The 14,915-nt window shown below is 33.8% G+C and carries 6 protein-coding genes; all 6 read left to right on the top strand.

Annotated elements, in window-relative coordinates; genetic code table 11:
• The first annotated feature begins 45 nt into the window (after window positions 1–45).
• Window positions 46–3,204, top strand: coding sequence for a hypothetical protein (locus HNP25_RS20360; protein WP_184137386.1), 3,159 nt, complete (start codon window positions 46–48; stop codon window positions 3,202–3,204).
• Window positions 3,201–4,250, top strand: coding sequence for a PQQ-binding-like beta-propeller repeat protein (locus tag HNP25_RS20355; RefSeq protein WP_184137384.1), 1,050 nt, complete (start codon window positions 3,201–3,203; stop codon window positions 4,248–4,250). The genes HNP25_RS20360 and HNP25_RS20355 overlap by 4 nt, the downstream gene beginning before the upstream one ends.
• Window positions 4,251–4,266: 16 nt before the next feature.
• A complete protein-coding gene (locus HNP25_RS20350) occupies window positions 4,267–7,728 on the top strand; it encodes a hypothetical protein (RefSeq protein ID WP_184137382.1) in 3,462 nt (1,153 codons plus the stop codon).
• An 87-nt stretch (window positions 7,729–7,815) separates the two neighbouring features.
• Entirely contained in the window at window positions 7,816–10,305 is a 2,490-nt protein-coding gene (locus tag HNP25_RS20345) for a fibronectin type III domain-containing protein (RefSeq protein WP_184137380.1), read from the top strand.
• Between the two features lie 30 nt (window positions 10,306–10,335).
• Window positions 10,336–12,522, top strand: a complete 2,187-nt coding sequence (locus HNP25_RS20340; protein WP_184137378.1) for a hypothetical protein — start codon at window positions 10,336–10,338, stop codon at window positions 12,520–12,522.
• 40 nt (window positions 12,523–12,562) lie between these two features.
• Window positions 12,563–14,782 carry a hypothetical protein gene (locus HNP25_RS20335; RefSeq protein WP_184137376.1) on the top strand — a complete coding sequence of 740 codons (2,220 nt, stop codon included), beginning with the start codon at window positions 12,563–12,565 and terminating at the stop codon, window positions 14,780–14,782.
• The last annotated feature ends 133 nt before the right edge of the window (window positions 14,783–14,915 follow it).

The following is a 14,915-nucleotide window of genomic DNA, read 5'->3' as shown; positions in this document are numbered from 1 at the left end:
GCAGATATATTTTTTAATAAAAACTAAAATACAAATAATAGAAAAATGAACTATAGTTTTACAATATTTAGAAATGCAATATTATTCATTATTTTAATATTAATGACGATATGCTCTGATGCTTACTCAAGGGTCGAAAAAAATATCTTGTCTGATAGCATATCACAAGCATTGACAGAAAAATATGTAGAATTCGGAACTCAAAAGCTAAACGAACTTATTGCTTTCAATGATGCTAATGATCTTCGTGGGGAATCATATAAAAATTCTTATGTTATTGATTTTGCCAAGGTGCTAGGCACTGGTACTGACCCTGATGCCTATAATTTGACATTACAATATAATTTAGCTAAATACGGACTTACCCTTGAGAAAGCCAATAAAATAAAAGAACAACTTGAAATAGAGTTATCGGCTATTAATCAATCTTTGACAGGTAAGGCAAGAATTTTTGTTGGTTTCAATTTATACATTGGTGGAGTTATTCTAACTAGAAATCCTAATCAAGATGATTTAAATAAATTTCCTGATCTAAAAAAATATGCAGCAGACGAAAAAACCTTTCTTATTGATGATTTACAAAATAAGTATACAAAAATCTTTAACGATGTTATAACACAAATAACTAATAAAGGTTTAGGGAATAAATATGTTGTCGTTGGTTATGGAGCTTATGAAGAAACGCTTCCAATTATCTCTACAGATAACAAAATACAATTAAGTCAAAAACGTAAATCAGGATGGTGGTTTAAGATAAAAGATGATGTTGTTTTTTCTGGAAAAAAACCAACGCCACAAAGTATTTATTCTACAATATCTTTTCCTGCAGGGGAAATAAATATTGGACTTACTGCTATTTCTAAGGAAATAGCAGATGCTATATTGAACAGACGTAAACCTGAAAAACCTTTTACAATAAATCCAGGTAGTTACCTCCAAACACTTCTTAATAATCCAACTAACTTAACGGAAGCATCACCAGAAGGCAATACCTTAAAAATACTTGTTACCACTGCTACTAGTACGGAGGCTCAAAAACAAAATGTATATTTAGCCATCGATAACATCGCATTTAAAGATATCATCTTATGGATAGATTATGCTTCTAATAAATATCAATTCTATTATGGGAGTGGAATTCCTGCTAACAAACAGAAAAGTAAACTTGAGGATTTAATTGTATTAGCTAAAGTTAATCCCATTTATCCCACAGCGAATCCATTAGTATCAATTTTGAATGGTATCAGTGGTTTGATTGATGAACTCAAAATACCCGAAAGGTTCTGGAATCCAGGAGTACCTAACTATAACCCAATTCTTTCAGATATATATTTCTGGTTCAGCTTCGCTAATCCATCGTCTATTATTACGCAACAATTCTTAATCCAAATAAAACCTGCTAATAATAATGAGAGTCTCTATACGGCTGTTCGTGCTGAAGTAGCATTATACTGTGGTTTTTGGAATGGTTTGGTAGATCAAGTTTCTGGTATTTCTAAAATGGGGTCTTTTATTGTTGAAGTTTTAACAGACTCGCACAAAAGAAATGAGCTTTTTGAGGGCTTCTCTAATTTTAATAAAAAAGCTACAGCTAATGGTGGATATTGGAATGTGATAAAGCAAATGTTTATTGAGGCTCATACGGGTAATTTTTGTAAAATTTCGGAACAGATAGGTGAAGACGTAGCAAACATAGCAACCATTGCTATTGCTTTTACCAAGACAGGAAAGCTTGCTCAAATAGCTGAACTATTAGATAGGCTCGATCCACTTACCTTAGTTTTTAAAGGAGTGGGAAAAATTACAAAATTTGTTTATCCATTTACTAAGCCTTTGGCACAAGGTATTACTCTTGGAGTTTATAAATTTGGTAAAGGTGTTATCAATATCACTGTAGAAAATGGTAACTATATTGTGAAAGTTGCTAGAGAAGCAGGGCAAGCTTTTAGTGATATAGATTGGAGCTTTGTAAGATATGTTCAATTACAAGATGCTTTGGGAAATACCCATAGTTACATGATGTGGGTGAACCCTACAGAAAACCTTCAGGATTTTGTAAAAAAATGTAAAAAAATAACTGAGCAGGTTAAGGATTCTCAAGGGAAAATACCAAAAAATAAAGATGGTTTTGAACTTAGTGTCATTGATGATGGCTCTCCTGATGGAACATTGGGATTTGTTACTCCTGCAACCGTATTCATTCGGTTTAAAGACAAACTGGGTAAAATTAATGTTAATTGGGATGATCTACAAATACAGAAATTAAGTGATAAATTTTCAGATTTTACAGAGACAGATGTCACAGCCTTTTTAAAAGATTTTGAAAACTCTGGAGAAGATTTTTTTCAACGATTTAGCACTGGTGAGTTGGACCCACTGGCATGGAAAATCTTAAAAACGATAGATACACGGTTACACCTTGACCCGAATCGTTTAAAGAAATTGTCGGACATGCTTAAAAATAATAACTTTGGTACTAATGGTATAAAATGGACACAAGAACAATTTCAAAATGTATTTAGTAAATTAAAGAAAAATGGTAAAGAAGGTATAACCGTAGTAGAGACAGAGGTATTGGAAGACGGATTAACTGAAAGCATAGAACTCGTTGTTGGTAAAACACTTACAGGAGAGGAATTAATAGATGCTCTTGCAACATTGAATAAAAGTAATATTACAGGGAAAGATAAATTGCTTAAAGAACTATGCTGTGAATCTGACTGGAAATTTGTAGGAGCAGAAATGGTAATTCGGGCTGTGGAGAAAGATAACCTTTGGGCTAGCGTTTCGGCTTTTGAAGAAACTTTTAATGGTGGAGCAAACTTGGGAGGAATAAGATATATTGATATATCTCTTAAAACAGGTGAACGTATTGAGGTGAAAAGCTGGGCTAAGATTTACAAAACATCTTTTTTAAAACAATTTGTTGGGAAAGATTTATTGCAAATAGAGTCTTTGGGTGAGTTAAGATGGGTTTTCGATAGTAAATATCCAGGAGGAATTACGAAACTAAAATCGGATATTATTACAATGCTTAGAACTAATGATGGAAGGAATGTTTTGAAACAAATAAATGCAGATAAAGCTAATAAGCTTCTTAATAGAAGTGATTTAATAGATACAGCCCCAGATGCAATTGCTGATGCCTTTATTAATTATTTTGATAATAATACAAATTTTTCTAAAATCTTTTTATTGAAATGAAATTAAAAAATAAAATAAGCCGTGTATTTAAATTCAGTGTTTTAGATAAAGATACTGTTGCGTATATTTCAGATGATAAACTTTTTGTAATAAAAAATCAAAAACAGATAGATATTCAAACTCCGAAAGTTTCCAGAATATTATTTAAAATAGGCAAATATCTTTTTGTTTCAGAGTCGGAACCTGATGGAATGTATGTATATGACTATCAGAATGAATTCACTTTCTTTTTATTGGATTTTATTCTAAATATTCCAATATCGCTTGAAAATAGGAGAACTCAAAAGTATTTTTATCCAAATGTTAGTAGGAAAGATATTGAAGCTATTACAGGAAAAATGGATATAGTTACCCCTAATAATCTAGCTTCAACTTATCCAATTAACTATGGTGGCAATGGTGTTTGGCTTGTTTTATCTGAAAGATATTTCCTATCACTAAAAAACCCCATATTAAAATGCTTACATTTTGAAACAGGAAGCATAAAGTGGGAAATAGACTTTTCGGAGATTGGTGCTTCAATGAAATATGATGGAAGAAAAATAGAAGGAGAAGTAACCAATCTTTATCACATCAGTGATGAGGTTATTGTTGTTGAATTATCTCAAAAAGGAATAGCTGGCGTATCGACAGACACAGGTGAAATACTTTGGCAGGTGAACAAAGATATTGAACCAATTAAACCAACTTTATATAAGGGAATATTTTATGGCTTTTCAGAGTTTTATTATGAAATTGATGGCATTACAGGCAAGCTATTAAGGCAACAAAGTTATAAAGAAATTTTTGCTCAAAATAATTTTAGAGATTACAGGCTAACACGTCCATGTATTACAGAGGATTTAATAGCCATAACCTCGCATTACGACAATGCTATTTTATTATTAGATAAAGCCACACTAAACGTTATTCAAAGAATCCAAATAGAAGGGAGTAAAAATGGGTTGTCTCTAACCGATATTCCACAAATTCATGGCAATAGTTTATATCAACTAGATGGAGATAATACCCTTCATATTTTTGATATAAGCACTGTTTTAAACTAGATACCACATACCTCACATGAAAAAAGTTTTACATCATTGGGTTCTGTCCAATAGCAAATGTTATGTTATTGTTTGCTTTATGGTTTTGGCTATCATTGCCAAAGCTAATGTAGCATATAGCTATACAGAAGAACAACCCAAAAGCAAAACCGAACAACCCAGTAAATTGCTTAAAGCAAACAATGCTAATAGCCCAATAACAGATGTAGCCAATACAAATGCTACTGTACAAGTATCTGCTACTGCTAAAAGCCAAATGCAACAAAGCTTGCAAGAAGCTTTTGCTAAACTTAATACAAGAAGTAGCCAGTTTAAGATAAAAGAAGAAAGTGCCAGCATGATAAAGGCACTAAATGTAGCGGCTAATAAAGATAAAATCAATAAACTCCGCAAACAGGCAGATAGTACCTTTAAATTGCTTGAAAGAATGGGGCAACTTATTCCTTTCGAGAAATTTAGTGCTGGATTAATGGTAGAGCTACCGATAGGGCTCCATCAAGACCTCCCTGGCGAAAACACTGGTGTAGATATAGGCTTTATGAATGCCCGCTTGGGGCCAAATGCTGCCTATATTATGGTATTTGTTAGGATGCAACTGCCCATCAAAAATCCAGAAACAGGTGAACCTTTCCAAAATTTATTTTTTGGAGCAGACTCCTTGAAGATTTCTTATGATGGTAACATTGTAGGCGATGCCAATTTAGTATTACTAGGCGATGTTTCAATACCCTTTGGTAAAGCAGTGTTTACTATGAAAGGCGGTTTGGATATTTCAACAGGAACAGTAAACGACTCGCTTACTTATGTAAAGCTTGACTGTAACCGTTTTAAAGAAGTATCGGTAGCATCCGAGCTTATTTTCCCTAGGAGCATGTTGGTACCTATAGACTATGATGGCAATGTAACCAGTGGCTATGTACGGGGTAAATTTGCAGCAGTGGCTCAAAGTTTACAAAATTTATTGGGTAAAGTTAGTTTAGGGTCGTTTGCAGTAACAGGTTTTGAAAATTGGGGGTTTCGCTTAAATGGAGCTGTTTTAGACTTTAGCGAAAGTCGCAATTCTTATGATGTAAAATTCCCAGCAGGATATATTCAAAAAAATATGCCCGAAGGAGCTGAAAAGGCTTGGAAAGGAGTTTATATTAATAAATTTGAAGTAATACTACCTCGTGAATTCCGAGAACGCTCGCAAACCAATCGCATTAGTTTTGGAGCAGATAGTTTATTGATAGACGAAAATGGTGTTACTGGAAAATTCTATGGAAAAAATATACTAAGTATAAAAAAAGGAGATGCCAATGGCTGGAAGATGTCTCTTGATTATGTTCGGATAGGTTTTGAAGCTAACGTTTGTACAGGAGGTTTATTTAATGGCCGATTAGTACTACCTGTTACCAATGTAAGGCCAAACGGTACATCATTTGATACTACCAGTACTTTAGCATACAATGGAATGATTCAACGAGGGGGGAATTATTCATTAGTAGTTCGAACAGTTTCTCAGTTAAACTTCGATGTTTGGAAAGCTAGGGCTACATTATTTCCCAACTCTTCAGTAAGTTTAAAAGTAGAAGATGGTGTTTTTAAACCTACGGCTACCTTGCATGGAAGCCTTGATATAGACTATGCACAAGCACTAAGCAGAGCCAATGGAGATGCAGAAAGCCAAGCCAAGAAGGTAGATGTTAACTTTAAAACGATTACTTTCCGAAACCTAAAGCTATCTACAGAAGCACCTTATATAGAGATAGAATATCTGGGCTATGATGGTGACATTAAAGTAGGTGGAATGCCTATGACATTTAGTAATATCCAAGCATTTACAGATGGGCAAAATGCCACCATTTCATTTGGATCTAATGTAAATCTAATGAAAAATGGGTTTTCTGTAGATGGTGATATTGCCATAAAGGGAAAGCTTAATACTAATACTGATGCTGGGCATCAATGGGAATTTGCAGGGATTTCAGTAGTTGTATCAGGTTTAGATGCAACAATTGGTCCTTTTAGAATAAAAGGGCAAATAAGACCCTTCGAAAATAACCCTTGCGTACCAGGGAAAGGTTATCAAGCAAGTTTAACATTAACAATTAAAAGTCCGACGAAGATAGAAGTATCCGCAACAGCTATCTTTGGAAATATGCCAGAATTGGGCGATAATGGTCGTTTCTGGTTTGTTGATGCTTCAGCAGAGTTACCCAACACGGTACCTCCAATAGGTATTTTTGCCCTAAATTCAATTGCAGGAGGAGCATACCACCACATGGTTCCTACCAAAACAGCTTGTGCGGGTTCGGCATCAGGAGTAAAATATATTTTTAAACAAGATGTTGAATTAGGTTTTAAGGCAGTAGTCGGCTTTTCGACCAAGGGAGTCAATGCTGTAGATGGTATGCTAGGCTTTGAAATGGTTATTAATAAGAATTTTGGAGTAAATAGTTTAGGTTTTTTTGGAGAAGCAACAATAGCAGGAAAATTTCCAGTGTTTGATAAACTTGGAGGAAAACTTAATAGCCTCAATTCTAAATTAAGAGCACTATCTCCAACAGAAGCGGTAGCACAAAGCACGCCAGTTTCAGATAAAGAAACAACACAGACAGATTTGCAGAAAAAATCTGAGAACGAGTATGCTAAAACAACGACCCTCACCGAAAATGTCGTCTTGAAAAATACTATAAGAGCTAAGATTGGTATTTTATTTGATTTTGAAAATGAGATACTTCATGCTGATGCTCAAGTATTTGTAAATATTGGCGAAGGTGTTATTCGTGGTAGAGGACCATCAAATAGAGCTGGATGGATGGTAATGCATTTCCAAAAGGAACGACCTAATCAATTAGGGAAGTGGTACGTCCACGTAGGCAGTCCAACAGACCCTTGTGGTGTAAGTATGGGTTTTGGCCCTTTAAGTGTAAATACTGGTATGTATTTGATGATTGGACATGATATTCCTCCTATGCCTTCGCCACCTAGTATTATTAGAGAGATGTTAGGATCGAGTTACAGACCATTAGCACGACCAGTATGCACAACAAATGGAGAAGGCTTTGTTTTTGGCTCAAATGTTAACATTGACACAGGGGATTTACAAATTCTAATATTTTATACTAGAGTTATGGCAGGATTGGGTTTTGATTTTGCTTTAACTAATAATTATTTAGGGACAAAAGTCAACGGAAAGCAAATCGGGATTAACGGCTGGTATGGTACGGGGCAGGCTTATGCATATTTTGATGCTGCAGTGGGTATAAAAATCAAAATTTGGTTTGCAAAAATTAAAGTTGAAATATTTAGAGCAGGTGCTGGCGTATTATTAGAAGGTGGACTACCTAATCCATCATACATGTCAGGTTACTTAGCCGCAAGATACAGGGCTTTAGGGGGGAAAGTTAATGGATCGTTTAATTTAAAAATCGACTTAGGAGATAAGCCAGTAAATGTTAATCAATCAGGAGATTGCAAAACAAAAAAAATATAATGATTCAATAAAAACGAACCTATTGAAGTTGGGTTAGATTGGAAACTTTGGGCTTAAGCTTTCCCATAACACTTTATTAATTGAAATATGAAAAAAAATATCTATATCATTATCTTTTTTTTAAGTATTGGGATAATGAACACTTTTGGACAAACAAAGCCTACTAAAATAAAAATTTCAGGTAGGGCCTTACAAAGTAATGCAATACTACTAAGATGGTCACCGGATAGTTCTGTACTTTGGACATTGGGTAATGCGTATGGCTATAAACTGACAAGAACAACAGTCAAAAGAAATGGCTTAATGCTTAGTACTCCTGAGAATAAAAAAACATATAACATTAAAATTTCCCCAGAAGCAGACTGGAAAACGAAAGTTTTAGACCCTAATGATAATACTAAGACCAACGATAGTACATACCATATTATGATGGCTGGAGTATTATTTGGAGAGGTTGATTATTCAGATACAGCTAGTACAGCAATAGCCAATAAAGTTAAGATTGTAAATGACCCCAAAATTACAAATGTTGCTCAAGAGTCATTAGAAGAAAAGTATGATATGGCAATGTTGACAGCTGATTTAAAATTTTCAGTTGCTAAGATGGCCGCTTTAGGGCTTTCAGATCTTACTACATTAAATAATGAAGTCTATCGATACAAAATTGAAATAGATGCTCCTCAATCAGAACTAACAACAAAAAATATTACAGTATCAGCAGACTCTATTGATATTGGTGCTGTCGATTACTTTGTATATCCTAAACTTCCAAAATTAACCCCTAAATTAAATTATAGGAGTATAGAGCTTAAATGGCAGATTAAAAATAAAAATAGGAACTATAGCTTAGAGCAATACTATGTTGGCTATTCAATATTGAAAACTTCCAATAAAACATTACCGTTAACGCAATACCAAACACTTAATAAACAATTATTAGTAAGTGTTACAGATGGTGATACCATTCGAATGAATTACATAGATTCTGATACAACATTGAAGACGGGTCAAAAAAAATATTACTTATTAAAGGGGAAATCTATTTTTGATGAAGAAGTTGTGACCTTAGACTCTTTGACAGAAGTTATTTACACTGAAAAAGCAAATTATTTTCCAAGAATTGTTTCCTTAAATTCAAATTCAACAATCGGAAACTATACTGTTAAATGGGAGTTTTTACCTCCAGTTGTTGGATATAATATTGCTAGTATATCAAATGGAGATACACTTTATAATAATATCAGAGACACATTAAAAATACCTGTTAGTCAGTATATTATAAAAAAATCTAATACTTTTGATGGCGTTTTTACTAATTTAATTACGGTATCAGGTACTTTGGATAGCGCTTCAATTACCCAGATTAATAAAACATCTTACATCAAGGTTGTTGCTGTATCTCCAACTTATGGTGAAATAGAATCCGTACCAATTTTAATACAACCCAAAGATGATGTTCCACCTCAGAAGCCGATTGTTGTGAATGGAATTGTTACCAAAGACAACCTAACGAGTAAACAAATAGTAAAAGTAACATGGAAACGAAATGATAAGATATATAGTAGTGATAGTGATGTAGCTGGTTATAGGGTTTTTAAAGCAAATCGGCTAAACCCTTCTGGAAAAACAGAAGAGCCATCTCAGATTACAGATATGATTCATGTATGGAGATATAATTCTGATTCATTAACTGTTAGTTTTATTGATACACTTGATGTAAAAGCTCTCAGCCTTAATCCTAAAGTTTATTATAAAGTACAAGCATTTGATAAAAGAGATAATCATTCAATACTATCTGATAGTGTAGTTATTAGTAACCCTAATAAAGCAAAACCAAGTGCTCCTGTTTTTAAATCTTATCAAATAACTAAAGACGGTATAAAGCTAACATGGATTAGGAGTAATGATAATACAACACCAACTAAACATATATTGGTACGATTGGAGACCCCTTTTCAAAGTATTAAAGTAAGTCCACTAAATGGATTAACTTTTAATCTTCCTAAAGACTCTACATACATAGATAAAACTGTCTATGGAGACACTCAGTACGCATATTTCATTTGTGCTATAGAAGATGCTGATACAGTATTGAGTAATCCACTTATTATTGATGTTCCTGGTTCAATTTTAGAAACTTCAGTTCAGCTTGATTTAAAAGTAAATGCTAGTAGAATTAACAATAGAATAGAATTAAAATGGACAGTAACTAACGAAAAGCAAATGTCTCAATTTGAAATCTATAGAGGTGTTGGAAGCAACCAAACGTCTTCTTGGAAAATCGTAAATGGGGATGACTTATTTACTTATGATCAAGACCCTAAAGCTAATGTACAGTATAAATATTCAATAAGAGGGATTTTTGAAGATGGGACTGCAACTAAATGGCAGAGTGTTCAGCTTATATTTCCAGCAGCATGTGAAAAAGATGTTATCATAATAAGAAAATCTGCTATCCTAACAAACACTCTTGATGAAGCTTGCGAGGAAATAGAATTAAAACCAGGCTTTGATACTAGAAATACCGCTACTAATCAAAAGATAGAGTACAAAACTAAGCTCAGTGGTCAAAATTAAATAAGTTGGAATTATAACTATTAAAACATCATGAAAAAAATATACACCCTAATAGTATTATTGTTACTAATAGTACAACAATCCTTCTCTCAAAATACTTTCCCAACAACTGGTAATGTTGGTATTGGAACAGCAAGCCCGACAGAAAGACTTGAAGTAAATGGCATTATTAAACAAGTTTTTGGAAAATATTATTATAAAATTAGTGATACTACAGATGTTATAATTAAGACTTCAAGAAGTGATAATAATCAACCTGGGTATTTCAAAACCAATGGCTGGGGAAAATTCTCTTTTAGCACTGGGTTAGCTGTAGGCTATGATTTCCCAACTAATAATAGTGCTGGTCTGCTTGTAAATGGAAATGTAGGTTTTGGAACATTAACACCTTCTGAAAAATTAGATGTTGTTGGAAATCTAAAATACTCACAGCTATTAAAACCTAATGGTATTACTGGTACAGATAAGCAAGTACTAATGAATATTGGTGGAACATCTAACGCTTGGACAACCCTAACAACTACGCATTTATCTGACTTTAGTACTGAGATGGCAAAGTATCTTAAAGCAAACGGTGGAGCATTGACTGGCAATATAACACTCCCATCAGACAAAACGCTTACTTTTAATGATAAAACTGGAGTATTTCCTACTACTTTACAAGGAGGAATTGCTTGGGATTTAAATCAGGGTGATAAAGCTTCAATCTATGCATACCAACCCACAGCCGACAATATGAATTTTGTTTTTCAAGTAGCGGATGATGGCAATGATAAATTTGTTTTTAAAAGAAAGCATTGGGAAGGAACTAATAGTGATGTCTATCACCTTTATATGGATAATTATAAAACAGTGTTCAACTATCCTGATTTGGATGGACCTACAGGTACTTCCAAAAATATTGACTTTTATATCATGGGTAATGGACAACCAAACAAAAATATAAGCAACCCTATTTTTAAAACAGTAGCTTCAACTAATAGAGTAGGTATTAATAATGGAAATCCACAAGACGCATTAGATATAAATGGAAGTTTAAGATTAAACGGTAAATTAAAATATGGATCAAATTATTCAAGAACTGAAAATAGAAATGATGCAGGTCTAAAAGGAGAAGCAGATGCTCAATCTGGTTTTTTTGAAACTTCTACTCCTATAAACTATCCTAAAAATGCTACTAGCTGGTGGCATTTATTAGATATTAGACATTCAAACAGTACTAATAACTATGCCATGCAACTATCAGGTTCATTTTTCGACCAGAAGTTATATTTTAGAAAAACTAATAATAACCCAGCCCAAGCTTGGAGAGAAATACCAACATTAGATACTACAGGAGCTTTAACCCTTAGTGGTAATTTAACACTTACTGGAAAATTGAAATACGGTGCAAATGACTCAAGAACGGAAATCAGGGATAACGCAGGTTTAAGAGGTGATGCAGGAGCTCAGTCTGGTTTTTTTATCACACAAACCCCTGTTAATTATCCCAAAAATGCTAGTAGTTGGTGGCATTTGTTAGATGTTCGTACCACAGGTACTACTAATAATTACGCTATGCAGTTTTCTGGTTCATTTTTTGACCAAAAACTATATTTTAGGAAAGTCAATGATAACCCTGCGCAAGCTTGGGTTGAAGTACCTACTATAGACACAACAGGCAGAATTAAGTTTGATAACGACATGGCTTTCAGCAAAAAACCTGTGATAATTGGTGGTACTATGTATGGCGGAGCTATTAGATTTAGTGCAAATAGTACGACTGCTAATAATAGAAACCTTGAATTAGGAAACCTTAATAATTCGGGGGCTTTTTCTTCAAGTGTAACTATAAGTTCAGAGAATGGTAATGTAAGTATAGGTTCTCCTACTATTCAAAGTGCTTATAAGCTTGCTGTTACTGGTGATATGATAGCAGAACGAGTTGTTGTAAAGTTAAGAACTACTTGGCCAGACTATGTCTTTAATAATTCTTATCAACTGCCAACTCTAAATGATGTTGAAAAATATATTAAACAAAATCATCATCTCCCTAACATCCCTTCGGCTGATGAAGTAGAAAAAAATGGTGTTGATGTCGGAAAGATAAATGCTAAACTGATGGAGAAAGTAGAAGAACTGACACTTTACTTAATTGAGCAAAATAAAAAAATAGAAGCGCTGGAGAAAAAAAATATAGAATTAGAAAAAGCAATATTAAAGGTTAAAGAAAATTAATAAGATGAAAAAAATATACACCCTAATAGGATTGATACTCTTGATTATACAACAATCATTTGCTCAAAACACCTTTCCTACTACTGGTAATGTAGGTATTGGAACAACAAGTCCAAAATATAGCTTAGATATTTCAATTGATAATAAACTAAATCCCGCCTTAAGAATTGGAAAGGCAAGCTCCGATACAAGCGTAAGTGGTAATTACTCCATTCGATTTGGAGCTTGGAGAGATGTTGACGCAGATTTTTCTTCAGCTATTGTTGCAACTCCAATATGGACATGTTGTAACGGATATCCCCAAAGTGGTTATGCTGGTGTGAAAGCCAACAAACTAAGTTTTTATACAGGATTTTCTAATAATCCAGCCAATCCTTCTACTCCCCAACTAACTCTTACACCAACAGGCGCTGGTATTTTTAACACAAATCCAACGGAGAGACTAGATATTACTGGAAGCCTAAAATACTCACAGCTATTAAAACCTAATGGCATTACTGGTACTGACAAACAAGTATTGATGAACATCGGAGGTACTTCAAATGTTTGGACTACTCTGACAACTACACATTTGTCTGATTTTTCTACTGAAATGGCTAAGTATCTTAAAGCAAACGGTGGAGCATTGACTGGCAATATAACACTCCCATCAGACAAAACGCTTACTTTTAATGATAAAACTGGAGTATTTCCTACTACTTTACAAGGAGGAATTGCTTGGGATTTGAATCAGGCTGATAAAGCTTCCATTTATGCATACCAACCCACAGCCGACAATATGCATCTTGTTTTTCAAATAGCAGATGATGGTGCAGACAAGTTTGTATTTAAGCGTAAAGATTGGAATGGGCCCATTAATGATGTCTATCACCTTTATATGGATGACAACAAAATAGTATTCAATTATCCTGATTTGGATGGAACAACAGGTACTTCTAAAAATATGGATTTTTACATTATGGGTAACGGACAACCAAACAAAAATATAAGCAACCCTATTTTTAAAACAGTAGCTTCAACTAACAGGATAGGTATTAATAATGGAAGTCCACAAGAAGCATTAGACATAAATGGTGGTCTGCGATTCAATGGCAAACTTAGATATGGTATAAGTGAGTCTCGAACTGAAAATAGAGATGATGCTGGATTAAAAGGAGAAGCTGGAGCACAATCTGGTTTTTTCCAAACCCAATCTCCTGTAAATTATCCTAAAAATGCAAGTGGTTGGTGGCATTTATTAGATATTAGAAATTCATATCCAATAAATAATTTTGCCATGCAATTAGCCGGATCATTTAATGATCAAAAGTTGTTTTTCCGAAAGACAAATAATAACCCAGCCCAAGCTTGGAGAGAGATACCAACATTAGATACTACAGGAGCTTTAACACTTACTGGTAATTTGACACTTACTGGAAAATTGAAATATGGGGCAAATGATTCAAGAACTGAAATCAGAGATAACGCAGGTTTAAGAGGTGATGCAGGAGCTCAATCTGGTTTTTTTCTAACACAAAATCCTGTTAATTATCCTAAGAATGCTAGTGGTTGGTGGCATTTATTAGATGTTCGTGCTGGTGGGACAACTAATAATTATGCAATGCAGTTTTCGGGGTCATTTAATGACCAAAAATTATTTTTTAGGAAAGTTAATGATAACCCTGCGCAAGCTTGGGTTGAAGTACCAACTATAGACACAACAGGCAGAATTATGTTTGATAACGACATGGCTTTCAGTAAAAAACCTGTGATAATTGGTGGTACTAAGTATGGCGGAGCTATTAGATTTAGTGCAAATAGTACGACTGCTAATAATAGAAACCTTGAATTAGGAAACCTTAATAATTCGGGGGCTTTTTCTTCAAGTGTAACTATAAGTTCAGAGAATGGTAATGTAAGTATAGGTTCTTCTACTATTCAAAGTGCTTATAAGCTTGCTGTTACTGGTGATATGATAGCAGAACGAGTTGTTGTAAAGTTAAGATCTACTTGGCCAGACTATGTCTTTAGTACTTCTTATAAGCTTCCTGCTTTGAAAGATATTGAAGAATATATAAAAGAAAACCACCATCTTCCTAATATTCCATCGGCTGGCGAAGTAGAAAAAAATGGTGTTGATGTCGGTGATATTAGTGCTAAACTTCTCAAAAAAATCGAAGAGCTTACCATGTACTTAATCCAAGTACAAAAAACAAACGATATTCAAGCTAAAGAGATAGAATTTCTAAAAAAAGAACTCTTAAAAATAAATAAGGAATAGAATTTAGTAATTCTAAATTCATCTTCTTAAAAGTTAACATTAGGCTTTCCTTTATTATTATAATCATCTAATTATCAATATATTACAAATGAAATAACCCCGAAAAAGTGTCAATATTGGCAATTTTCGGGGT

Origin of the sequence: Arcicella rosea, assembly GCF_014204325.1 — a bacterium.
Classification (GTDB): Bacteria; Bacteroidota; Bacteroidia; order Cytophagales; family Spirosomataceae; genus Arcicella; species Arcicella rosea_A.
Note: the sequence above shows the minus strand (reverse complement) of the source record. Positions and strands in the feature narration are given on the sequence as shown.